This window comes from Arthrobacter glycogeni (assembly GCF_054511155.1).
In genome coordinates, this window is record NZ_JBTNDE010000025.1 from 17600 (window position 1) to 42433 (window position 24834).

The 24834-nt window shown below is 63.3% G+C and carries 13 protein-coding genes; 1 reads left to right on the forward strand and 12 read right to left on the reverse strand.

Translation table 11 applies throughout. The features are described from left to right. Positions 1-13: 13 nt before the first annotated feature. Complete coding sequence (locus ACX80O_RS14670; protein WP_459333886.1) at positions 14-982, forward strand: glycosyltransferase family 2 protein; 969 nt, start codon at positions 14-16, stop codon at positions 980-982. Here the strand turns inward: ACX80O_RS14670 and ACX80O_RS14675 are convergent. From ACX80O_RS14675 to ACX80O_RS14730, 12 genes are all read right to left on the reverse strand, one after another. Beyond that, positions 963-3608, reverse strand: a complete 2646-nt coding sequence (locus tag ACX80O_RS14675) for a PKD domain-containing protein (protein WP_459333887.1) — start codon at positions 3606-3608, stop codon at positions 963-965. The genes ACX80O_RS14670 and ACX80O_RS14675 overlap by 20 nt on opposite strands. Before the next feature lie 12 nt (positions 3609-3620). Then, entirely contained in the window at positions 3621-4631 is a 1011-nt protein-coding gene (locus ACX80O_RS14680; RefSeq protein ID WP_459333888.1) for a hypothetical protein, read from the reverse strand. A gap of 62 nt (positions 4632-4693) precedes the next feature. Then, positions 4694-8551, reverse strand: a complete 3858-nt coding sequence (locus tag ACX80O_RS14685; RefSeq protein WP_459333889.1) for a PKD domain-containing protein — start codon at positions 8549-8551, stop codon at positions 4694-4696. A 2-nt stretch (positions 8552-8553) separates the two neighbouring features. Further along, complete coding sequence (locus ACX80O_RS14690) at positions 8554-9423, reverse strand: hypothetical protein (RefSeq protein WP_459333890.1); 870 nt, start codon at positions 9421-9423, stop codon at positions 8554-8556. After that, complete coding sequence (locus tag ACX80O_RS14695) at positions 9420-10250, reverse strand: CDP-alcohol phosphatidyltransferase family protein (protein WP_459333891.1); 831 nt, start codon at positions 10248-10250, stop codon at positions 9420-9422. Before ACX80O_RS14695 ends, ACX80O_RS14690 begins: the two co-directional genes overlap by 4 nt. After that, positions 10247-11470: a DUF1972 domain-containing protein gene (locus ACX80O_RS14700; protein WP_459307796.1), complete on the reverse strand. Its 1224-nt coding sequence runs from the start codon at positions 11468-11470 to the stop codon at positions 10247-10249. Before ACX80O_RS14700 ends, ACX80O_RS14695 begins: the two co-directional genes overlap by 4 nt. Beyond that, positions 11470-11967, reverse strand: coding sequence for an FAD synthase family protein (locus tag ACX80O_RS14705; protein ID WP_459307795.1), 498 nt, complete (start codon positions 11965-11967; stop codon positions 11470-11472). Before ACX80O_RS14705 ends, ACX80O_RS14700 begins: the two co-directional genes overlap by 1 nt. Then, positions 11967-13463, reverse strand: coding sequence for a sugar transferase (locus ACX80O_RS14710; protein ID WP_459333892.1), 1497 nt, complete (start codon positions 13461-13463; stop codon positions 11967-11969). Before ACX80O_RS14710 ends, ACX80O_RS14705 begins: the two co-directional genes overlap by 1 nt. Positions 13464-13960: 497 nt before the next feature. Then, the gene (locus ACX80O_RS14715; protein WP_459333893.1) at positions 13961-16651 is read right to left on the reverse strand and encodes a helix-turn-helix transcriptional regulator; all 2691 of its coding nucleotides are present in this window, start codon (positions 16649-16651) and stop codon (positions 13961-13963) included. Then, the gene (locus tag ACX80O_RS14720) at positions 16644-19292 is read right to left on the reverse strand and encodes a helix-turn-helix transcriptional regulator (protein ID WP_459333894.1); all 2649 of its coding nucleotides are present in this window, start codon (positions 19290-19292) and stop codon (positions 16644-16646) included. The genes ACX80O_RS14715 and ACX80O_RS14720 overlap by 8 nt, the downstream gene beginning before the upstream one ends. 442 nt (positions 19293-19734) lie before the next feature. Continuing rightward, positions 19735-22431: a LuxR C-terminal-related transcriptional regulator gene (locus ACX80O_RS14725; RefSeq protein WP_459333895.1), complete on the reverse strand. Its 2697-nt coding sequence runs from the start codon at positions 22429-22431 to the stop codon at positions 19735-19737. Beyond that, positions 22428-24767 carry a LuxR C-terminal-related transcriptional regulator gene (locus ACX80O_RS14730; RefSeq protein WP_459333896.1) on the reverse strand — a complete coding sequence of 780 codons (2340 nt, stop codon included), beginning with the start codon at positions 24765-24767 and terminating at the stop codon, positions 22428-22430. The genes ACX80O_RS14725 and ACX80O_RS14730 overlap by 4 nt, the downstream gene beginning before the upstream one ends. Between the last annotated feature and the right edge of the window lie 67 nt (positions 24768-24834).

Below are 24834 nucleotides of genomic sequence, written 5' to 3' on the forward strand. Positions count from 1 at the left end.
TAGAAAGGACACAATGCCAGACACTGACGCGGAATCGGTAGTCATTGCGATATTGACGTACCGCAGGCCGGAGGACCTCGCCGCTACTCTGCCTGAGCTCGTCTCACAGGCGCTTTCAAGCACTGTCCCGGCGACAATCCTCGTGGTGGATAATGACCCCGACGCGGGCGCACGCGGGTTGATCCACCAGTATGACGGCACCCTTGTACGCTATGTCCACGAGCCTGAACCCGGCATCGCCGCAGCCCGCAGCCGAGCCCTGACGGAGGCTGCGGACTTCAGTCTGCTGGCGTTCATCGACGACGACGAGCGACCCACACCGGACTGGCTAGCCCTCCTGCTGGAGGCTCAGCGCTCAAGCGGTGCGGCCGGCGTCGTGGGTCCGGTCGTCTCCGAGTACGCTCACCCGCCAGATCCGTGGATCACTGCCGGAGAATTCTTCACCCGCCGGAGAATGCCCACAGGTACCGCGGTCACCGTCGCGGCAACGAACAATCTACTGCTGGACCTCAGACAGGTCCGAACGATGGGTCTCGACTTCAATCGCGAGTTCGGTTTGTTGGGCGGCGAGGACACACTGTTCACCCGGCTCCTTGCCCAGCGGGGCGGCAAGATGGTCTGGTGTGATGACGCCATCGTCATGGACCGTGTACCCGCCCAACGGCTCACCCGCTCCTGGGTCATGCGCCGTGCGTTCAGCAGTGGCAACAGCTGGAGCCGGGTTAGCCTCGAACTGGTGGTGGGCCGACGCTTCCACCGGCTTTTCCGACGCCTGCGATTGTTTACGGCCGGACTCCTCCGGATAGCCGGCGGGTGTGCGGGATTGATTCGGGGAATCGCGACCCGTTCAATGGCGCACCGGGCGAAAGGACTGCGCACCGTTGCACGGGGGGCGGGAATGATGTTGGGAGCGGCCGGCTACGTGTACCGGGAGTACCGGCGCAGGCCGCCGACCGCAACCCCTAAGGCGCCTGGTCGCTGATCAAATTGTCGAATCTCACCAGCAGCGGCGCATTGCCTGCACCGCTCGATAAATAGGTGAAGAATCCAATGCCGCCCGATGCTTGCAGGGCGGCTGTCGCGTCCGTCGCAGTCACCAGCCAACCGGCCGGTTCGGTAGCCCCTACCCGCCACACTTTCGCACTGATGACGGTCGGGGATACCCCAACAACACGCACCCGCACCTGCACCTGTTGCCCTGCCGCATACTGGATGCCTGGAACGGGGCTGGAGCCTAACGAGGTTTCGGTTCCTCCAATTGTGCGGGTTGCGTCAAGCCGGATGGCCCCGCTTGCTGAGATATGAACCTTCGCCTGGTACCGCGCCGATCCGCTGACGGTCCGTCCGGAAAGCCAGAGATAGGTGCCGCTACCCGTGCCCAGCTTCGACAGCGCCACCTGAACGCTGGTATCGGTTCGGGTGGACACCACGGACATAAGGCTCGCTGACGGCCCTGCCCCAGCCCGGTCGAGGTTCATGATTCCTTCCCCGTTGGCGACCGAGAAGAGAGACGCCGAACCCTCAAGGGTCCACGCGCCGCCTTGATCGGCAGCACCGAGACCCGATGACACGTTTCGCGTGAAGGTGTCCCGGGCAAGAGCTTGTTGGTTAGGCGGCGGGGGATCCGTTGACAGGGTTACCTGGCGGACCGTAGTTGCTGTCGCTGCGTCATTGTCGGTCACCGTCAATCTGAGGGAGTAGGTGCCAGCCGCGCCGTAGGTACGGGTCGCGGTGGCCCCGGTTGCGGTGGTCCCGTCACCGAAGTCCCATATATATCCGGCGATCGTACCGTCCGAGTCGGTGGACCCTGACCCGTCAACGGTGACGGTGAGCCCCGCGGTGGTGTGCGTGTACGCTGCGGCGGGAGCTGTATTGGCTGCCGGTCCGCCGCCGCCTACCGGCACGTTGACGCTGACGGTCCCCGAGCCGACCGTGTTGCCGAACGGATCGCTGGCAAGGATGCGGTAACTGTGATTACCCGCTGACAGGCCGGTATCGGTGAAGTCGACGAATGGGCGGTTCCAGAAGGTGGACTGTCGGACGCTGGTGTGAACTGGCGCAGCGGTGTTGCCGTCGCGGATCACCTGATAGGAAAGGTTTTGGTTATCCCTGTCCCAGTTTGTCTGCCATCTCACGCGAACCTCACCGGCACGCAGATAGGCTAACGCCGGATTGGTGGGAGTACCCGACACCCGTGGCCCATCAGCGTTGGGCGCTACCCCCGGGGCAGCAAACCGGACCAGTCCCTGCTGAGGCCTGCCGTTCACGTTACGGAACTCCCCGGCCATCACTACGTACTCCTCGGTGCCAGTTACGGTCCATGGTCCCTGTGATTGGCCGGTCACCGTGCCGGTATCCAGCTGTGGAAACCAGTTAAGCAGTGCCGGGGCGGGTTTGCCGGTGAAGCTCGGATAGCCGTAGATGTCAGCGGTAGCGGTCCTGGTTGCGGCTTTGGAAAAGGCAATTGCACGCCACCACGTCCGCGGTTCCGTCTGCGGGAATCCTCCGATGTTGCCGCAATAGTGGGCATGACCTGCCGTATATACGGCCGTCGATGACGCCCATACCCCGTATGTGTCCCCATGGCAGTCTTCGACCCATTTGAGGTTGCCGTCGGCCCAGTTTCCGGCGAAGGCGCCCTCCAGGTTCCCTCCCGTTCCGAAGATGTACCCGGTGCCGTAGAAGCTGGTGCCGTCCGAGGACAGGGAGAGAATCGCCGAGTCGGTGCCGCCATTGCGGATCGTGTCATTGACGCCCAGCGGGATGGAAGCACCGGTGGTAGCGTTCACCCGTCCCAGGCCGTAGCCCGGCCGGGCCGAGCCGTTGAGGGTAGTGAAGGCGCCGCCTACGACGACAGTCGACCGATCCGGTGAGATCACCAAAGCGTTCACCCGGTCATTGGCGTTGGGATTCCACGGAAGAAGACCGCCATCGGACGCCCGGACTGCGGCTAGCCGCGAGCGGGCAACTGACCCGACTGATCCGAATGTGCCGCCGAGGTAGACGGTGTCATTGGTTGCGGCGATAGCTCGCACCGACCCACTCATCCGGGGATTGAAACTTGAAATCACGGCTCCGGTAGCGGGGTTCAACGCGGCCGCCCGCAGCCGGGAGGTGCCGCTTACCGTAGTAAAATCGCCTCCGACGTAGAGGCGTGACCCATCGGGTGCTGCAGCGATGGTCAATGCCTGACCATTAAGGTTCGGTGCAAAGGATCCCAGTAGCGCGCCGGTGGTCAGGTTGTACGCGAGAATGTTGTTCCGCGAAACTGTGGACGTGTTTGGGGCAGCACCCGAGGGACGTGCGGTGGTGAACCGTCCCGCCACATACACCACATTCCCGATGATTGTCTGCTGCCAGGCGACGCCATTGATCTGCGCGGTCGGGAGAGCATCGGACGATACGGTGACGGGAGTGGCAGGATTCTGCGGATCCGCCGGTGCGGTATCTGCCTGGACGGGACCGCCGACGAGGGCGGTCGACAGGGCAAGTAGCAGACCCAAAATGGCCGCGGTGACGGCCTGCCTGGTGAGCTTGACCCTGAATTTTGACTGGGCGGCGACGGCGCGGAGGACCGTTTCCCCCCTCGGCGGTGAGTGATCGGTCATAATGTAACTGCCTTAGTCGAGCATTGGACCCACTGGTAGATAGGGCCTGTGGCCGGTCGGAGCCGGCACCAGATCCTGTGACAGCCCGTGGGCGTCGCTGACGGCGGACGCGGGCGCAACGGGGGCAAGACCGCGAATCTTCAGGCGGTCGCTTGCCGAATACAATCCCCGGATCCACGCATCGTTGCCGGATCCTTCGACGTTATTGGACTTCATGAGCGCCTTTTCCTGCGTTCCCGGTATCAGAGCGAAATGGCGCGGAGTTGGGGAGATCTGGCGCACCGGATATCCTGCGCGCAAAGCGACCCAGTGGAGCCAGATGTCATCGGCAGTCGGACTGAGCTCCAGGAAGGCTGTGCCCCGTCCAGCGAGCTCCCTCAGCATGGCCGGTGGGTAAATGACTCCTGACACCCCCAGCGCGATGTTCGAGAAATCAGCCCGGGTGTCCGAGCAGTTCGGCCAGGTGTGATAGCTCCGGACGTTGCCGTCCGCAAACATGATTCTGCTCGCCCAGTGACAATTGATGCTGGTGGGATGGTCCAGGTAGGCAAGCTGCAGCCGGCGGAGCCAGTGAACCGGGTACATGATGTCGTCGTCGGCGGTCACCAATGGGAACCGGTGATCCTGCGTTGACTGGACGTAGGGGAAGTATTTGGTGTGCGGCCCAAGGTTGTCGGTCAAGAGGATCTCGAGACCTCGGGCTTCGAGCCGGCGCAGGGCTGGGGGTCGCGAGGCATGGATCTCCGGGTCGTCGAGCCAGAGAATGATCCGAGACGGTTTGCTACTGCCACGGGCGATCGATTCGATGGCCATGGCAGCGGCATCGATACGTCGCCCATAGGTGGTGATCGACACGACAATCGGCGTTGACCCGGTGATCGTCTTTCGGACGACGACGTTCCGAACGGCAAGATAGAACCAGAGCAGGATATTCCGCAGCCGCCGGGTGCCACGTCGGAGCGACCGCAAAAGGAGGCGGAGGCTGGTTGTCCCAGGTGTGCGTGCAATCGGTTCCGTAGTCATCGGGTCCCTTTCCGGCGCTGCTGGATTCCGCCCGAGGGAAGAACCCAGCAGGACATAGCTTATTACGGCACGGTGGTGGTGGCGAGGTCGTCGAACCGGACGGTGACCGGCGCGTTGGTTGCTGAACCCGACAAATAGGTCAGCAGGGCCACACTGCCCGGAGCCTGCAGGGCCGGCGTGCTGTCGGTCGCGCTGACCATCCAGGCCACCGGCTCAGTAGTGCCCACCTTCCACACCTTCGCCCTGATCGTGGTCGGGGAGGTTCCCGTCACCTGCAGACGTACCTGCAGCTGCTCTCCGGCCGCGAGACGAAGCCCGGTGACACTTCGTGTCGCAAGGGTGGTCAGTACGCCGTTGACAACACGGGTCGCATCAAGCGTCACGGTGCCCGTCGAGGACACCCAGACCTTGCCGCGGTACTCCGCAGTCGAGACTTTACGACCCACCAGGTAGACGAATGTCCCGCCACCGCTGCCGACCTTATCCACGCCAAACTTCACCGAGGATTCGGAACTGGCCGAGGACACGGAGTTCAGGTACGCTCCCGGACCCGACCCAGCGGAGCCGATCCGGATCGATCCGACACCGGCCGCCACCGAGAACAGCGAAGCCGCGCCCCCCAGGGTCCACGCACCACCCTGCTCGGCAGTTCCGAAGCCGGAGGCAATCGTCCTGCCGAACGTATCCGCGGCCAGCACGCCGGCCCCCGCGGGAGGCGAAGCCACAGAGACGTTTCTGGTGGTGCTGTGGGTTGCGCCGTCGTCGTCGGTGACGGTCAGCCGCACCGGGTAGGTCCCGGCCGCACCATAGGTGTGCGACGCGTTCACTCCGGTACCCGTGCCACCATCACCGAAGTTCCACGCATACCCGGCAATCGTCCCATCGGAGTCAGTCGACCCCGAACCGTCTACCGCCACCGCAGGCCCGCTCACCACCGATGCGAACGCAGCGACCGGCGCCACGTTGGCGACAGGTGGCGCAGTAACAGTTACGTCCTTTGTGGTGCTGTGGGTCGCGCCCTCGTCGTCTGTGACAGTCAACCGCACGGGGTACGTTCCCGCCGCCGCATAGGTATGCGACGCGTTCACCCCAGTACCGGTGCCGCCATCACCGAAGTTCCACGCATACCCGGCAACCGTCCCATCCGAGTCAGCAGATCCGGAACCGTCCACTGCAACACCCAAACTATTTACCGTCGACGTGAACGCAGCAACCGGCGCCACATTCGCAGGTGGCGGGGCCACTGTGACGTCCCTGGTCGTGCTGTGGGTTGCCCCATCATCGTCGGTGACAGTCAGCCGCACCGGGTAGGTCCCGGCGGCAGCGTAGGTATGCGATGCGTTCACCCCGGTACCCGTGGTTCCATCACCGAAGTTCCACGCATACCCGGCAACCGTCCCATCCGAGTCAGCGGACCCCGAACCGTCCACCGCCACCGCGAGCCCACTCACCACCGACGTGAATGCGGCAGTCGGTGGAGCGTTGAGCAACACCCCGGTGGTTCCGGCGTCGTAGTGGGTCTTGACTGCGCCGGCGCTCAGGGCAGTCGGGTAGATTGCCACCTCATCGACGTCGCCCTGGAAATACCTGCTGGTTGGAATTGACGGCCAGCCCCCCAGATTGTCGCCGCCTACCCGCCAGTACCCGTCCACGGACCTGCCCGTTGTTGGTGTGTCACGCCCAGCGGCACGCACTCCGTCAATGTAGAGCTGCATTCCATTGGCCCCGAGTGTCGCGACGACATGGTGCCATTTCCCGTCGTTGTATCCGGTGGTGCTGTTGACTGTCCACCGGAAGCCCTTTGGCGCCACTCCGAAGAAGATCCTGCCCGTGTTGTCCATATAGACGTGCCGGTCCACCACGGAGGACAGGGTGTTGAGCGCGTCGCCGAAGCCGATGATCTTGCCTCCGGTGGTGGTACTGGTCCGGATCCAGGCTTCGGTGCTGAAGGTGTTGGGCCGCTTCGCTCTGGTGGGGTCGGCAAGGATCCCGCTGGTGGTTCCGTTGAGCGTCACGCCTGTGTTGATGTCTCCGCTGAGTGCCCCTGCCGTACCGAAGGCCACCCCAGCCGAAGCCGCAAGGTCATCCGGACCCGACGAGTCGAATCCTGTCGGGCCAGCGGATTCACCGAGCCGCCAGCTATTGACTGGTCCGTCCCGTTTGATGGTCTGGTGATATGCGCTCGGAGGTGGCTCCTCCGAGGCTGCGGTGACTGTCACGGTATCCGAACGGACCTCATTGCCCGCAGGATCAGTCACGAAGATACGGTAGCCATACTGGCGCCCGGGCACCAGCCCCGTATCCATGAAAGTCATGCCGGGCCGCTCCCAGAACGTCGATTCCTGCGACAACGTCCGGATCACGACCGTGTCCCTGCGGACCTGATAGGTGAGGTTCTTGTTGTCCTGATCCCAGTTGGCCTGCCACCGCACCCGCACCGTTCCGGGTGCGGACGACACCAGGGTCGGGTTGAAATTGGTGCCGGTAACGCGCGGGCCTCGCCTATTCGGTGCGACTTCCTTGACCGCGAAACGGACAAGGCCCTGCTGCGCGATACCGTTGACCGACGGGAATTCGCCGCCGTATGCCATGTACTGCGTGTTTCCGGTGACAGACCAGGCGCCCTGGTTCTGGCCTGTATACCGCCCGTCCAGAATGGAGGGGAACCAGTTGAGCAGGGTTGGGGAAGGATTTCCCTCGAAGTTGGTATACCCGTAAGCCTCATCCGTCACAGTGCCCGTCGCGCTCTTACTGAAGGCCAAAGCGCGGTTGAACTGCCAGGGGGCCTCCTGCGGGAAGCCCCCGATATTACCGCAGTAATGCGCATGGCCGGCCGAGTAGATAACGTCGCCCTGCGCATGAACCGAGTAGGTGTCGCCGTGGCAGTCCTGGATCCAGTCTGTCGAAAAGTCGGACCACTTCACGGAAAAGATGCCTTCGAGGGTGCTGGCACGGCCGAAGGTATAGCCGGACCCGTACACGTTGGTCGAGTTGGACGACAGGCTGGTGATGGAGCCACTCGGGCCGCCGTTCCTGACGATGTTGTTGGCGGGAAACGGAAGGGACTGGCCTGTTGCGACGTCGACAGCACCCAGCCCGTATCCGGGCCGGTCCGACCCGTTGAGGGTAGTAAACGCTCCTCCGACCACCATTTTTGTTCCATCTGGGGAGAGGGCGAGCCCGTTAACCTGCCCCCCGACTGCGGCGGGCGCCCAGTCGAGCAAGGACCCGTCGGTGGCGCTGAATGCTGCCAGGCGAGCTCTGGTGACGGTGCCCACCCCGGTAAAGAGCCCACCGAGGTAGACCGTGTCGTTTGTTGCCACGATGGCCCGAACCGAGGCGTCCATCTTCGGTACGAAGTTGGTCAGGAGACGACCGTTGACGGGATCCAATGCCGCCACCCGCCACACCGTGGCCCCGTTCACCGCGGTGAATGATCCTCCCACGTAGATTCGGGTCCCATCGGGAGAGGCTGCCACGGCCGTGGCCTGGCCGTTGAGGTTCGGTGCGAAGGAATCGATCAGCGTTCCGGTGCGGATGTCGTAAGCGAGGATGTTGTTGCGCACCACGGTGTTCACGCCGACCGGGGAGCCAGCGGGCCGCGCAGTCGTGAAGCTGCCAGCGACGTAGACGGTGTTCCCCACGATGGTCTGTTGCCAGACCACCCCGTCAATCTGAACTGTCGGTAAGGCATCGGCAGTAACGGTCGTTGGGCTCGCCGGATTGGTCGGGTCCAGGGGCGCGCTATCCGCCGATGCGGGCGAAGTCCCCACAATTGCCATGGATACGATCACTGCAAGGGAGCACAGGGCGGCGGTGAGACCGCGTGCCCTCGGTGTTCCCCCCCGCCCGCGTGCCGCCTGCGTCTCCTGCGACTGGCCCGGACCTCGCGTCGCGCGGTGCGGCAAGTATGCTTTCACGGCTAACCTTCTTCGCCTGGTGCTGCACCTTCGAATGCAGCAATGGGTGAGGATGCCTCCAAATTTAGAAGAATCCGTACTTGGTCCCGCTGGTCGGCAGGAACCGTAAAGACGAGGGTTGCTGACGCGGAACCGCCCGCGTCAACCGTCGCCGGGAATCCCGTTGCGCCGGATCCCGTGAGTTGCACGGCTGGCAGACTCTCCGGACCAAATTCAACGTTCACCACTGAGTTGCTCAGTGACACCGGGTCATCTGTCGTATTTTCCACAGTGATCACAAACCTCAACGCCGGTCCGGCGATCTCACCAATCCCGAACGCTTCGGCCTCGATCGCCTCCATGGTGCTGATCCTTGCCGAGATTCCCTCAGTGACTACCGTGGGCTCCTCAAGGTCGACCGGCTCCGAGACCGGCTGCTCAAGGGTGGCCAGCTCCGCATCGGTCGCCGCAGGCTCATCCTCCTCGGCTGTCCCGTCCTCAACTGTTGCTGTGGCCGGTGCTGTGGGCGGTGCTGTTGCTGTGGCCGGTGCTGAGGCTGGTGCCGTGGGCGTGGCTGGCGCTTCGGCCGCCTGGTCCGGCTCCGGCCCCGGATCCGTCGTCGGCTCCACCTTGGTGGCTGCGGCCGGCGGCGTTGGCTCTGCCGACTGTTCAGTTGCGGCCTCCGTTGTGGGCTCGATGCCCTGCGGCGAGCTCGGGGCAGCCGGAGTGGGAGTGCCGTTTGCGGTGGCGTCGGTACCTGGCTGACCGGATACCAGGTAGCCGATCCCCAGCGCCAACGCGACGGCGCAGACAAGCACCCCTGCAGCGACCTTGCGGAGGGTACCGGAACGGTGTCCCTCCTCGGGCTGGCCGGCCTCTACTGGAGTACTCACTGCAGAGGCCTTCCTGCAACAAGGACATGCCGTGCCCCGGTTGGGGTGTTCTGGGCGGCACGTGTGGTGGCATCGAGCCGGACCATGTCCCTGAACCACTTGATTGACGCCAACACCAGATGTCCAAGATTTGCGGCGAAAACCACCGTGTACAGCACCATAAAGGCCGTAGGTGCACCCAGCAGGATGAAACTCAGGCACAGGAACCCATAATCGGTGGGAATCAGGAGCAGCGACTTGAGCCGGGACCCTGATCCTCTGACGGGAACCGTTCCCGTCTTGAGGGTATGAATCTCCTTGAGGTGATCGTTGAGGATCATCGAAAAGAAGGAGACCGCCGCAACGACGCAGAAGGCCAGTGGAACGAGCAGCCACAGCGGCGTGGACAGCTCGAAGCCGCGGTAGGCTGCGATCAATACCGCAAGATGGATGCTGGAAAGCTTCGCGCTATCCACGACGTGGTCGAGCCACTCTCCGGACAGCGAACCGCCGCCCCGTAGCCGCGCAACCTGTCCGTCGGCGGCGTCGAACGCGTACCCGACGGCCAGGCACAGCCAGACCGCAATGCCCAGCCCCCATGATGGAGTACCGAACGCGAGCATCCCAATACCGGTGAAGGTGAACACCGCGCTGACAATACTGACGGCGTTGGGTGTGAGGCCGGCACGATGGCAGGCAGCGGCGAGATAGCGGCCGGCCCGTCGGTTGATGTAGATCGAGTAGGGCGGGGCTCCCGGCGCGGCGGCCTTTTGCGCGGCGGCAAGATCCAGAACCGTCTGGCGGTAGCTGCCAGGGGTGGGCCGAAGGTCGGCGAGTGCCTGGCTCATGACACCACCACCTTCGGCGCTGCCACGACAATTCGGGGGGCTCGGGCGGCTTGCCTGCGTCCGGCGCGGCGACGTGCGGGGGTCCGTGCCAGCGAATAGCACAGCTTCTCGTAGCGTGCTGCGACGTCGTCCCAGTCGTAGCGCTCGGCGGCCTGCCGGGCAAGCCTGCCCCGACGTTCACAGTCAGGCGCGTCCTGTTCGGCTGCGTGCATCAGCCGCGTGACGTCGTCGCTGTCGGCGAAGTAGCGGCCCGCCGCTCCCAACACCTCCGAATTGAAGTCCACCTGGTACGCGTTGGTTGCCGCGCCCGCACCGATCGCACGGAGTAGCGACGGGTTGGTTCCCCCCACTGAATGACCGTGCCAGTACACCCGGGCGTGGGCGTACAGCTGGTCGAGCAGTTCCTGATCCCAGACTCCCCCCAGGAAGCGGACCCGTTCATCCGCAAGGGAGTGGACTTTCCTGATGTAGGAATCCGCGTAGGGCGCTGTGCCGACCACGACGAGGGGTAGTCGGGCCGAGCTCCTTCGGTAGCCGTCAACGATCATGTGGACGTGGTTCTCGGGCTCAAACCTGGCGACTACCAGGTGATAGTTGCCAGGTTCCAGGCCAAGACCCGTGACCTTGTCGCTGCTCGGGCTCTCAAGGAGCGGTGCCCCGTAGGCGATGTACTCGGTCGGGGCGTTGAAACGCTCCCTGTAGTAGGTCTGGATACCGATGGCGTCGGCGATCAGGGCGTCGGACCATTTCACAGCGAGGGCTTCGACGGTGCGGTAGTACCGTTTTCCGGTTTTCCCCCACTTGGCTCGCTTCCATTCCAGTCCGTCCACATGGGTTGCGACGGGGATCCCGGCTGCGCGAATCACCGGAAGCCACGGCGCATTTGCCGCGTTGAAGACGATCGCCGCGTCTGTCCGGTGCCCGAAAAGGTGACCTACCGACAACCCGGTGTGGCTCAACGTTTCGAGGGACCGTTTCCTGAGAAAGGGCAGTTGGACCAGCCGCATACCACGATGTTCCTGCACTACGGCGTCCGCAGGGGTGACGGGGCGGCAGTAGACGGTGACGTCATGCCCCATCGCTGCGAGGCGACTGCCTACTTCCTCGATGCAGGTTTCAAACCCGCCATAACGTGCGGGTACCCCGCGGGTGCCGATCAGCGCGATGCTGAGCGGTATATTTCGCTGCGAGCCCAGCGGATTGTTCAGTGATTTCAGCATTAGTTGGTCCCATTCAACAGTGGATATTCGTGGCGTTCCCGGTTCAGATTCAGGTTCTCCAGCGCCAGCCGGAGGGAAGTACTCGAGGTGTGGACGGTGTAGGGGAAGTAGATGACAGCCACGTTCCTGGCGGCGAACTGCTCTTCCAGCCGGCGGGCACGTTCCGTGCCCTTCCAGTCGTCCCCTTTGAAGAAAATGTTGAACCTCAGCTGATCCCAGACAGCCATTCTGTCCGGCACCGTCTCGGCGCAGACCCGATCCACCAGCCCGATGTTCTCGACAATTTCCATCCGCTCGGTGAGGGGAATGACCGGACGACGGCCCTTCGTCTCCGCGAGGATGTCGTCGGAGACCACACCGGCGATGAGAAAATCGCACCGCGACTTTGCTTGGCGAAGAATGTTCAGGTGTCCCACATGGAACAGGTCGAAAGCACCCGCCGCATAACCGATGCGGATCCCCTGGACGTTTTCGTTGCCTATCGTGTCGTAAGCCATCAGTAAGCTCCTGTCGGTTTGACCAGTACTTTGAAGGTCCGCCACATGATCATCAGATCCCCCATGACCGACCAGTTCTCGACGTAGTAGAGGTCGAGGCGAACGCTTTCGTCCCAATCGAGGTCCGACCGTCCGCTGATCTGCCATAGACCTGTCAGCCCTGGTTTAATAAAGAGCCGGCGGTGGGTATGCCCGGCATACCCGGACACCTCACTGGGCAGGGGAGGCCGGGGTCCCACCAGTGCCATGTCCCCCCGCAGGACGTTGTAGAGCTGCGGGAGTTCGTCGATTGAGTACTTGCGTAGCCAGCGCCCCACGGTCGTCACCCGAGGGTCGTCGCGTAGCTTGAAGAGGACCCCGTTGCCCTCGTTGTGCTCCCGCAGTGCCACCAGGTCTTCTTCGGCTGTGGTCACCATGGAACGGAATTTGTACATCGGAAACTCGGCCGACGACCGTCCGACCCGGTTCTGTGTGAAAAATACCGGGCCGGGGTCGTCGCGTCTGATCAGAAGGGCTACCACTGCGAACACTGGAGCCAGGGCGATCAGCGCCAGGAGTGCTACGACCACGTCCATGACCCGTTTGACTACGTGCCGTCCGCCAGTGAACTGGGGCATTTCCACATGCATCAGGGGCAGGCCCTCGACTGGCCTCATCTGGATCCGGGGGCCCGCCACATTGGTAAGCGTCGACGCCAGCACCAGTTCGGTAGCGGTGCGTTCCAGCCGCCAGCCGAGTTCCCTGATGTATTTGCTTCCCTTGTGCAGGTGTCCCGCGACAATCACCGCGTCAGCCCCGGTATCAGCTATCGATTGTTCGACACGACTCAGCCCGTACACCACCGGAACCAGCCGGTCCCCCGCCCGGATGAGCTGGGATCGATCCCGACCTTCCAGGACCGTGCCGACGACGTCGTAAACGGCCCCGGTCTTCTTCGCCAGTTGCCCGACGACGTACTGCACGTCGTCATGCTGGCCTACCACGATGACCTTGGAAAGGAACAGCCCGAACTGGCGTTGGCGCATGAGCCAGTTCCGCCAGATCCAACGGCTGCCCAGCAATCCAACGAGCCCTGCTGGCAGGGTGACGATAAGGAAACTGCGGAAGTCGTTGGCACCGAGGAGCACCACAGCGACGGCCATCCAGCTGAACGTGGCGGCGCTGGCCTGGACAATGCGCTTGTACTCGGGGGCGCCGAAGCCGATCAGGCGGGGGTCCCGGGTTCGGAACATGGACAGCATGATCAGCCAACCGATGCTGACGGCGACGGCGAAGGCCAACGTTTCCGCGGGGGAAGACCCGCTTGCCATGCTCGTCAGGATCCAGTCAGTGCTGATCAGGACGACAGTCAGGACGATCAGAGTGTCCGTCACCCGCAGGGACATCTGGTAGCGCTGCCGCCAGGGGACGCCCGAGACGGCGGCCGCACGGACCCTGGTGCGCCGCGAGACGGAGGGGAACGGGAACCTGAGGGTCTGTTCCTGGGTCTGGTACATGTCAGAGACCTACCCGGCGAACGAGGCCGGCGCAGTGGGCCCGCATCGTAAAAGGAGCCGACGACGGCTGGGGACGAGCCTTGGTCTCGGAAGGCTCCGACGTCGCCGGCCCCGAATGGGGAGGACGTATTTCAGGGCGGAGGTCCGGTGCCGGCGCGGAGAGCGGCCGGCTGGCTCGCAGCTGCGTCCAGGACGGAATCGGGTGGTCTGAATCGACCATGGTTCCGCCACGTGAGAGAAGATGGGAAGGTAAAACTCTTGTGAACCGGCGGTTTGCACCGCAGGTTGAGATGATCGACATTTCGAGACCCGCTTCATAAGTTCCCTAGAACTGCTTTCGGGGCAAGCCTATGAATCAGTTGCATCCCGGACACGAGTGGTAGCTACTCGAATTGGAACGGGTGGTACTACTCGGATGGGCACATCCGATTCGGGTAGTACTCGATGAGTGAGGAGATGCTACGCGCAGGTGGTAGGGGGAGCCCGGGTGAGCGCTGTCAGGCCTGGAAAAGGTCCTGCAAATCCTCGCGGCGGCTGATGCCCAGCTTGGCGAAGATCCGGTAGAGATGGCCCTCAACTGTTCGGACTGAGACGCCATGCAGTGCGGCGATGTCACGGTTCGAGTGGCCCTGGGAGGCTAGGCTGACGATGTCCTGTTCGCGTTGGGTCAATTTGGTGGCTGACAGTTCTTCCGAGAACTGTTGGCCATGCATACCCTCGAGCTTCTCGACCACCGAGTTCAGGGTGGGCTGTAGGGCACGCGAGCGCTGGGACTGTCCCTGCTGGGCGAGCAGATTGATAGCCATGCCAAGGCATTCGGCAGCGATGAGGAGGTAATCGCCCCGCAGTGCCTGGTGGGCTGCCGCTTCAAGAGCGGCGACATCCTTGGCGAGCATGGCGCCTGCCATGGCGTTCACAATGGCGCCGTCAGTTCCTTCGAACCCGCTGGTGATTCGCTGGAGCGGGGCGAGGGAGTGCGTGTCGCCTAGATGAACTGCCAGTTCGAAGGCGGAGGCAGCGAGGGTAGTCATGCCGGCGGAATCTGCTTTGTCCCCGATCAGACAGAGTTCGGAGATGCTGGCGGTAGCGCCCCTGAATTTCGCTTCGCTGGCTACCGCATGGATCCGGCCCTGGAGCCGGGCCTGGAGAGAACCGTGGGGCGGTAGAGTGGCAAATTCTGCTGAATAGTGCTGAGCGCCTGCGGTGTCGCCGGCCATCGCGCAGGCATACGCTGCCATGCCCGTGGACATAGCCAGAAGCTGGGCGGTGTCCGACTCACGAAATCCCTCAACAGCGAGCATGAGGCGCTTTCGGGCCGTCCGCATCCTGCCCTGGCGCAACGCAATAATGCCCTCGAAAAATTCGAGCATCCCCCCGAAATACACCATCCCTCCGTCCGCGGCCTGCGAGTAGGTCGCGAGCAGGGTGCCCACCTCGGTGAATTGGCCCCCTCGGATCAGGGACATACCGTGTCTGGTGATGACAAATCCCTCATGGCGCTTGAACCGATGACCGTTCGCCGCGATGATGGCGAGTCCTTCGGTGGTTACCGCGGCTCCCTCTAGGGACCGACCAGTAGATCCGAGTACCTCACCGAGCAGTGCGAGGGCGGCAAGCCGGGTTTCGTCTGTACCGTCTGGCTCGGCTCTGATCTGACGAAGGTGCTTTTCCGACTCACGGTACTGGCCCTCAAGATTGAGCACAAAGCAGGAAAGAAGCCGGCATCCCATCCGGGAGATACGAACTGAGCGGCTGGATGGGACTTTCCGTTCCCGTTCGATGCGGTCTATGGTCTCGGCCCACCGATCGACGTCGTTCTGGATCTCCCTTGAGCTACTTCCTGACCTCATCCGCAGGTCTATCGAAAGCAGGGTTGCTTCCTTGGCAATCCTGAGGCTGCCGCAGTTCAGCAGGGCCTCATCAACCAGCTCACGGGCATAGTCGAAGTCGCCGCGGGTCATGCGGGCGTGGGCAATCTCAACCAGCGCCCGCGATTTCAGTTTTGGTGCCTTCACTACGCGGGCTGCACGAATAGCGAAGGCCGGATCGAACAGACGGTTGGCGACGATCGCGGCCTTGAGCAGCGTTGCGTCATCAAGCACGGCGCCGCAGTCAAGACCCCAGGAGACCCATCGGAGGAAGCCCTCAATGGATCCGGTCTGGTCTTCCGACAGCTTCAGGAGGCGTCTGCGGATGGCCATGCTTCGTCCGATCGGCACCTGTGCGCGAAGGACCTCGCCATACAATGAATGCGCCAGAGCCACCCGGCTGTCGAACCCCGGGCTGAGGGCCAGGAGCTGAGCATCAATCAGCATGTCAACGGCATGAGGGTCGCAGCTTTCCCGTAGCACGCTGAGCGCCACGGGTTCAGCGAGGGCGACCGTTTCCAGAATCTCCAACTCTGCTGTCGTACGTCCGCGGAGCTGGCCCTTGATAAGGTCGGTGAGCCGTAGGTCGATCCCGGGCCGTTCCCCGGACAGACACCACACCCCATTGCGCTGCACCAGATACTTCGAACGGGCGTCAGGGTGCAGCAACGCCAGCAGAAACATGGGGTTACCCTCGGAGGTTCTGCTGAGAAGGGCACTCACACTCGCAAGAATCTGGTTCCCGAGTACCCTCACACATAGCTCGTGAATGTCCTGCCGGTTGAGTGGCTCGAGATCGTACCGCTTCAGCATTCCGTCGTGCCAAAGAGCGACAAATTCCGACGGCGGCCCGGGCGTGGGGCGGGCGAGCACCAGGGCCCGCGCACGCCGGGTAGCGATGAGTTGCGCCAGCAGGACACTTGTACTGTCATCGAGGTCATGGGCGTCGTCGACAATGAACAGGGGTGCCGGCGAGCCAGCCTTGTGCTGCCCCAAATGCCGGATCAGGGCACGGTAAATCGCAACAGGTGATCCGGCGTCGGCCACTGAAAGGTCGGTTAGGTACGGGGCCAGCGCACCGAACGGAATTTTTTGCAGGGAGGGCTGCGCCGACACGTGCACCACAGTGACCTCGTCGGCCAACGCCTCGGCGAGCGCCCGCGACAGGGCGGTTTTCCCGAGCCCCGGTTCGCCCACCACTATGGCACCATGATGCTGCGCTTCGGAGAGCATCAGGAGAATTTCGCTGACTAGGGATTGCCTGCCGACCAGGTCGACCGAGGCGGCGGCGAGACCTTTGGTTGCCTCGTGACTATTCAAGGATCATCTTTAGCTGGCTGCGGTTGGATACACCCAACTTCGCATAGACCTGATACATGTGCCCTTCAACAGTTCGGATGGAGAGGGTCAGCAACGATGCTATGTCCCGGTTGCTGGATCCTTCTGCAACGAGGGATGCAATGCTCCGCTCCCTTTCGGTGAGCTTGTCGAGCACACGCTGGCGCAGTTCCCCACTCCCGCGACCAACCGCGCGCAGGACACCGTCAGCTGCGACCGCGGCACGCCGTTCGCCCTCCCCCGGGTTACCGATGGTCAGCCGCTGCACTAGACCTGCGGCGTCGGAAGCCAGCCGGCGGTTGCCGACGCCAGCAGCCAGCGTCGCTGCCTTAAGGATTTGAGCAGTGTCTCCTGACGCAACCCCTTTGCCGTACAGCGCACAAATCCGGGCATAGGCTCCCTGGTTATCCATTCCGCTGGTCGCGAGGCGCTCAGCTACCTCGCTGAGTCCGAGCTGCACTGCCTGGCAGAGGAAGAACAGTTCGTGCCCAAGGTTCCCCCCAGCCCTGTCCTCGTCGGCGAGGTGCAGCATCTCCTGGGCCGCGTCGAGCGGATCCCGGGTTGCCGTTGACGCCAGTACCGCGAAGTACCTGGTCGCCCTGCTGGTGTGCCAGTCATACCGGCGGGAGTCAAGATCCACCTCGGCGAGATGGGACATGGATAGGTGGGCGTCACCGCTAAGTGCATATGCGTAGGCGGTAGCGGCTTCCGCAAGGGACAGGAACTCCTGGCGGTCGCGGATTCTGAGTTGGCTCAACGCCGGAAGGAGCTTAGCGAGCGCCTCAGGACCCCTTCCCGCATATGCATAAAGGCAGCCTTCAGCAAGTTCAAGGGACGTGCCGTCGAAGATGCCAGCCAGCGGCCCTTCGGCGTGGTTGTTCAGCATCGAGAGGCACTGCTCCCATTGGCCGGAAATCAGCAGCACCGAGAACAGTCGCACCTGAGCGGATTCGGCAAGCAGCGGATCTTCGGAGGAGTCTGCGAGTCGCGATACTACCAGCCGGCTGAGCTGCACTGCGTCGTCTTGGCGACCGGTCATGCAGAGTGCTTCTGAGAGCCACCCACATAGTTGGTGACGGACGGCGGAGTCCAGGCCGCTCTGCTTGAGCAGGTCGTCGAGGGGTTCAATCATTGCTGGGTAGTCGCCGTTATACGCGCTCAGCTCGGCATCGAGCAGTTCGGTGTCGGCCAGCAGCCCGGCGAGACCTTCGCGACCCGCTTGTCCCTCCTGCGCCAACCGCTCCCGAAGGTCGTCGAGGACGGCATCCACCTCAACGAAACGGACATGATCCCTGGTGAGCAGTCGGCAGGTGAGCACCTTCATACCCACCCACTCCTTAAGGGTGGACCGATCCCGTTCCGATCCAACAAAACCATCGAGGATTTCGAGCGCACGTGTAGTGTCGCCCTGAATGCCATAAGCTCGCGCTTCCTCGGTGACCGCGGAGGCGCCCACCAACTCGGGCGGGATGACCCCGAGGAACCGGAGGGCCCCTACCGGGTCGAAATAGCGGTTGGCCAATCGCGCCGCTTCGATGGCCAGGTCCGGATCAATCTCCATTGAGCAGTCAAGGCACCAGGCGGCATAGTTCATGCGGCTCAACGCTGGCATCGGTAGTTTCAGGGAAGCGGCTGCGAGCTGGTGCAGGAGCTCCCTGCTCCGCCCAATGGGCACCTGCCGTCGAATCACCTCGCCGATCAATCCGATGGCGACCCTCACCATAGGCGGCTGCGACAGTTCGATCTGGAAGATTCCTGTTTCCATCAGTGCGTCCACCTCGACCCCGCCAGCAAACTCGGTGATGAGTTCCAGCGGCATGACGCCGACAATCGAGATGATCTCGGCGGTTCTGCGTTGATCGGGGGTCAGTCGGGCGAGACGTGACAGGATCCGTTCGGTGATCGTGCGACCGGGATCGGGTGCTCTGTGTGTGCCTGCAACCCAGATCCCATCCTGGACAGTGATGTAGCCGGAATCCACCTGCTCGCGGCTGATCGCCTGAAGAAACAAGGGATTACCCCCGCTGGCGTGCCACGTGTCCAGGACGACAGATCTCGAGACCGGGGCCGCCAGGCCAGCGGTGAGCAGCTGGGCGGTATCCGTCAGCGACAAGGGTGCGACGTCGACCCGGCGAATGAGTTCGTCCTTCCACAGGTCGCTGAGCTCGTCAGGCGCCGCCTGCAGAATCTGGCAAATGAGGAGAACTTTGATTGCGCCACTCCTGACCAGGTGCGCGATGGCCATCGCAGAGGCGCTATCCAGGTCTTCGATGTTGTCGACAAGAATGAGTGTGCGCTTCCCGTCTACCCGCCTGGTGAAGAGGTTCTGCAAACTTTTCAGAAGGATCAGCGGGTTGCCGACCGCATCGTCGTCGAGCCCGCTGAGGACGAAGTTGAGGGCGCCGTACGGCATGTCCGACGTAAGGACGCTGCCCCTGAGGTACAGCAGTTCGTACTCATCCTTGACGTCACTGGCTGCCCGTTGAGCCAGGACTGTCTTCCCGATGCCCGCAGGACCGGTGAGAACAGCTCCTCTGCTGTCCGGTTGTCCTACAGCCTCCCGAAGGATACTCAATTCATCATTCCGGCCAACAAGTGGCCACACTCCTTGCACCCCAAACATAGCGCCCCACTACATGGTGCAGGTCGGCACGGCGAGTCGTCCCAGCCCGACAATTGTTGAGAAGCGGTGTGTCGTCCCGCTTCCGGGTCATACGCTTGATGCAGTGGTAAATCCGGCATCATCCGTACTAGGGCACAACCCTACGCTGGATCCCCCGATAAGGCACGAAAAATCGCAGAAAACCTGTGATCGGGCTCATGGTTGATCCGGTGGCGCGTGGTCAGGGAGCCCACGGTAGGCTGACGGCGGGCTGGGGATCAGCCCGGTCTCAGGAGGCTGGCCGCCGTCGGCCCGACCGTAGGTTCACCGTTTCAGGTGAACGATGTCTCGCCAGCACGCCCGGCCTGGTTGACCTTGTCAGTCTAGGGAAATACCCCACCCGCGCACACGGGTAGTGGCTACTCGTTTTCCCGCGGACGATTACTTAACCCGCAGATCAGCCTTACGTACAGTTGTCACTGGGTGGGAATCCTGCTGCTGAAAGACCCCTGGAGAGTTCCTCCCGGCCACTAATTCCGAGCTTGAGATAGATCCGGTACAGGTGGCCTTCCACCGTCCTGCGGGACACGGTGAGGCTCATGGCTATCTGGCTGGATGCCGCACCGCGTGCGGCGAGCCTCGCGATCTCCAGTTCACGCCGGGTCAGCGCCACCCGGGCCATTGCCTCATCACTGATCGGGCCAGTGCGAACCCCGCCCACGACCGGGCGCAACTCCCGGACCTGCTGCAGGACGGCTCGCTGAGTTCGCCCTTCTCCCCGGGCGCCATAGCCGGCTGCGGCCCGAGCCAGGCATTCGGCCCCCAGCAGGCGCCGTCCGGACCTCAGGGCACTGGCAGCCGCTGCCATGAGCAGGGCCGGATCCTGCGAGGCTGTCGCCGCTGCCATCGTTCGAACAGCATCCGAGGAAGCCGCGCCCATCCTCTCCGCCAGCGCGCTGAATCGTTCAGCCGCGAGTGGATATTTCATCAGGAAGAGAAGTTCGAGAATTTCCGCTTCGGCGTGGACCAGGCCGAAGGACTGCGCTTCGTCCGCCCGCGCCAGCACCGCCGACGCGTTGTCGGGGCTCACCTCCGGCCAGGTCTGTGCGGCTGCAACATAGGCATCAGCGACCAGACTCTGCGGCAGCGAGCCGCGATACTGCAGCCTCCCGTAGTCCATCGCGTAGGTGTTGGCCCGCTCCAAATTTCCCACCAGCCTGTTGGCGAATGCAGCAGCTCCCAGGGCCAAGGGCAGGAGCAGCTCTGGGTCGCTTCGTCGCAATTCCTCAATCCCGTCGGCCAACAGGTCACAGCCGCGCATGATCCTTCCGCACCTTAATTCCATCACTCCTTCGAGGCTTCTCATCTCCCCTCCGAAGTAGTGCAGTTGGCGGGGCGCGTGCTGCTCATGCCATTGCAAAAGATCGGCAAACCCTGCTTCGTCGCGGGTCTGCAGCAGCAAAGCCCCAAGCCGGGCAGAAATGGCTCGATAATGCTCCGAGAGGATCCCGCCAGCTCCGGTCGCCGCTATCGAACGGAAGGTGAAATCCCTTGCGTCAACGGAGTGCCCCATTGCGCCGAGAGCCTCCCCAAGGACCTGCTGGGCCACCATGCCTGCCAGTGATTCCGGGGGGCTGTCCTTGAGAACCCTGCGCAGGCCTTCAATGGCAGCCCCGTACTTGCCAGCCAGGCTCAGAGCCACGCAGGTCAGAATTGCGGCGCCCTGCGTGGCATTCTTGTCCTGGTCCGGTGGCAACCCACGGGCAATTGTTGCCCAACGGCCCGCGATGTTCATTAGACCCTCGGGTCCCTGACCACACTGCAACGCTACCCTCGCCTCGGTCACCGCTGCCGCGGCCAGGACTTGCGGGTTGGCCGCCGAATCCTGCATTACGCCACGAATCTCAGTAGCGGCAGCAGCAGTGTTTCCCAGACCGAGGTAGCCTCGCGCCGTTTCCACCCGCGCCGCCATCGCGCATTCCGGCGACGTGACCGCGGCAGCGAACTGCTGCGCCAGACGGGGCGAACACCGGTCATTGGCAAGCTGCGCGGCTTCCAACAGGTCACTGTCAGCAATTGTGCAGCCCAAACTCATCTCCCAGGCCACTACGACGCTCATGCCTGCATCGTGGAGCAGTTCACTTCCCACGGGTGATCGCCGAAGCCCGGTCAGAATTTCAGCACGCCTTCCGGGCGGAATGAGGTCTCTGACCGCTTCGCCATACAATTTCGGTTCAATGGTGAGGCAACTTCTGTCGCTACCGTGGTGCCGCGAATAGGAGATGATCTTGCTGAGGAGGGCCTCTTCCAGACCGCCGGCATCGAGGAGGAGCCGGGCAGCCGCCGTCGGCATACATCCCAGCAGCGCAACAACCTCGACGGCGTGCCGCCCGGCTGGGCTGCAGCTCATGAGCATTGGCTTCACCTGGTTCTCAAGTACCTTCCCGGCCGAATTCGGCGCGCAGACCAGTGACCACACACCGTTCTGCTCAACCACCGATCGAGAGCCGCGGAGATGCGCGATCAGTGCTTTGGCTAGGTAGGGGTTGCCCTGAGACCAGTCCGAGACAAAGGTGACGCATCCGAGACTGACCCCGCCGCCCAGCTCCCGTCGACACAACTCGCCAGTCTGATCGCGGGTCAGCGGTACCAGTTCGAACCAGGCGAGCAGCCCATCCCGACATAAGGCGTGTAGCTCTTCAGGCTTGTTGCCCGAATCGGTCGACAGGACCAGGAGCCGGATTTCGCGGGCAACTGCAAGTTGACCAAGTAGATGGCTGGTTTCCTGGTCGAGGTGGTGGGCTTCCTTCAGGACGACGAGTATCGGGAGCATTCCGTTAGCTGCCAACGCCCGGAAGGCTGACCTGACCGTGCGGAGCACCGACAGCGGCGAGTCGGGGTCCGGGGGGAAGCTTCCTCTGAAGACCGGTCCCAGCGCACCATAGGGTACGCTCTCGAGCGATACATCCGCGTAGATCATGACGGGCACCACCCGATCCCCTAAATGGACGAGGACATCGTCGACTGCAGCAGACTTGCCTACGCCGGCTGCACCGCACACCAGAGCACCGCCGATCGCCGGGTCGAGGATGCTCGCCGCTATCGCCCGGATGTCGGCTGCCCGACCGACAAGCCCGGCAGGCCGGTTGAGAGTTCTCATGGGGTGGCCGACGCGCCGAGGGCGGCCTTGGCCAACAACTCTGTCCTCGTCCGGACGTGAAGTTTCGCGTAGGCCCGGTGGAGGTGCCCCTCGACCGTGCGGACGCTGACCCCTAGCCGCCGTGCCAGCTCCCGGTTGGTCCTGCCCTCCACCACCGCCTGCACCACTTCGGCCTCTCGGGTCGTCAGGGCTGCCAGCTGCCGGCGCGCGCCAAGCACCGTGCCGGGTGGCCCGATTATCCTGCGGACTCGTTCAGCCACATACGCTTCGGTGCCCGGATCGCCCGTCTGGGTAGCAAGCTGGGTTGCTGTTGCTGCTGCATCGCGGGCGAATAGCAGGTCCCCCAGGCCCAGCGCCAGATCCATTGCCTGCAATACCAGTTCGGCGTCGTCAGCATCGACACCTTTTGCATATAGCTGGCAGAGCGACGCATACCGGCCCTGGCAGGTGGCGCTCAGCAAGAGAATACTCGGCGCAACACCATGATCTCCCTGCCTCATTGCACTGCACAGGGCAATCAGTTGCCAGGTAACATTGCCGAGCGCTTTGTCCGCACAGCTCAGGGCCCGGAGTTCGAACGCAGCCCGTTCACCCGATACGGTGCCCTGCAGGGCGAGGGCACCGAAATGCCTGGTGAGCCTCCGCACGGACCAGGAGGCTGCGGGCGAGGCGATCGAGGCTAATGATAGGTAGTGATCAGCCCGCTCGGGGTCATCAGTCGAGTTGATCCATGCCAGGGCCGCTGCAGCCAGAGGCGCGACGCCCGCGGGATCGTGGATCTGAAGCTGGCGCAGGGCTGGGAGCAGCGCGCCCTCGGCTTCGGCGGGGTGGCCCCCTGCCGCGTAGATCAACCCCTCGGCGAGCTCCTCATAGGTTCCAGCGCCCCGGCCAAGATGCTCCGCTGATACGTCCAGCATGGCGTACAGGTTCCCCGCTGCTGCCTCAAGTGTTGCCAGGCTCACGGCGACCCTGGATGACAGTGCGGCCCCAACGTCGGTCTGGGGTAGCAATGCCTGTGCGGCCTCCTTCGCATCATCCACCCGGCCGGTGAACGCCAGGGCCTCGCACACGAGGACTGCTGCACGACGGCGTTTCCCCGAGTCGAGGACATTGGGATCAAATTCAGAAGACTGCAAATTGCTGAGCACCGTCCCGAAGCGGCCAGCGAAGGTATCGGCGATCGCACGGTCGAGGAATCCTTCTGCGGTTAGCCTCGATCGGTCGGGCCCGGACGGCGTGGACTCTTTCGCTCCGCTCCCCACCGCCAACTCGTCTGGCTTCCACAGTTGGACCTGGCTGGCGCGACCAAGGATCAGGTCGCTGAGCAGTGAACTGGTCACCGAAATGGTCGCCCATCGGTCAGTGTCAATGGACAGGATTCCAAGTTCCAGAAGCTCATCTAACGCGCCCAGACTATTGGTCGGGATGCTCTTCAGAGGGCTGGGGCCAGTTTCCGCCAGCCGGTGAAGAACGGCGCGCTGCGGTGGCAGTAGCGTGGAGAGTCGCTCAGCCAGGAGGCGTGCCGTGCGCGGGCCCGGATGAACTTCGGTAGTGGTCAGAACCCCGACGCCGCTGACGCACCGCAAAGCACCCGAGGCCAGGTAGTCATCAAGCAATGCGCCAAGGAGCCTGACGTTTCCTCCGCTGTGGCGGTAGAGCGCGAGCGATGACGCACGGGAGACAGGGTGTCCAAGCGCAGACCTGAGGTAGTTTGCGACGTCCTGGCGGGCTAAGGGTGGCAACTCGATCTGCCCTAGAGTTCCCTCTCGGTGCAGCCTCTGAAAGTACTCGGGCGCACCGGAAATACCTCTGCATGCGACGATCAGCCTGATGGTACCCGATTGCACCATCTGACCCAGCACTGTGGTGGAGGTTCCGTCGAGGTGGTTGGCGTCATCGACTATAACGATCACCGGTAGGCCGTGCGCCTGGTCTGCCAGCGCTCGGGTCAGCCCGTTGATCACCCCGACCGGATGGCCCCACGCTTCCTTCGGCAAATCGGTTAGGTGATCCCGTAGTGCGCCGTAGGGCTGTTGGCCGCTGACCGCCGCGCACCGTAGGTGGATAAGGTAGGCGGTGGCCCGCAGGCGGTCGACCACTGACCGCAGCATAGTGGTCTTGCCACTTCCCGCGTCGCCGGTGATGATGACACCGCGCACGCCGGATTCGGCAGTCAGCTGTTCGCCCACCGTATCGGCGAGCCGGTCGCGGACAGTCAGCACCCGGGAGGTCGGCCGTCCGAGCCCCGTGGCGGCTCCCGGAGGGTCGTCGTGTTCCAGGACGAGCAGCAGGGCAGGGGCGGGTTGGCAGGCGTACGTACTGACATCGACATTCATTGAGAGACCTGTTTCTTCGCATTCCCAGCGTGGTGAAGTACTGCACACGCTAGAACCCGGGCGGGCG

What these genes read in the sequence shown, in the direction of transcription:
- ACX80O_RS14705 (WP_459307795.1), bottom strand. Translation starts at nt 11,967, where the DNA reads ATGGCTTACGACACGATAGGCAACGAAAACGTCCAGGGGATCCGCATC.
- ACX80O_RS14670 (WP_459333886.1), top strand. Translation starts at nt 14, where the DNA reads ATGCCAGACACTGACGCGGAATCGGTAGTCATTGCGATATTGACGTAC.
- ACX80O_RS14700 (WP_459307796.1), bottom strand. Translation starts at nt 11,470, where the DNA reads ATGCTGAAATCACTGAACAATCCGCTGGGCTCGCAGCGAAATATACCG.
- ACX80O_RS14675 (WP_459333887.1), bottom strand. Translation starts at nt 3,608, where the DNA reads ATGACCGATCACTCACCGCCGAGGGGGGAAACGGTCCTCCGCGCCGTC.
- ACX80O_RS14720 (WP_459333894.1), bottom strand. Translation starts at nt 19,292, where the DNA reads ATGTTTGGGGTGCAAGGAGTGTGGCCACTTGTTGGCCGGAATGATGAA.
- ACX80O_RS14710 (WP_459333892.1), bottom strand. Translation starts at nt 13,463, where the DNA reads ATGTACCAGACCCAGGAACAGACCCTCAGGTTCCCGTTCCCCTCCGTC.
- ACX80O_RS14680 (WP_459333888.1), bottom strand. Translation starts at nt 4,631, where the DNA reads ATGACTACGGAACCGATTGCACGCACACCTGGGACAACCAGCCTCCGC.
- ACX80O_RS14730 (WP_459333896.1), bottom strand. Translation starts at nt 24,767, where the DNA reads ATGAATGTCGATGTCAGTACGTACGCCTGCCAACCCGCCCCTGCCCTG.
- ACX80O_RS14725 (WP_459333895.1), bottom strand. Translation starts at nt 22,431, where the DNA reads ATGAGAACTCTCAACCGGCCTGCCGGGCTTGTCGGTCGGGCAGCCGAC.
- ACX80O_RS14695 (WP_459333891.1), bottom strand. Translation starts at nt 10,250, where the DNA reads ATGAGCCAGGCACTCGCCGACCTTCGGCCCACCCCTGGCAGCTACCGC.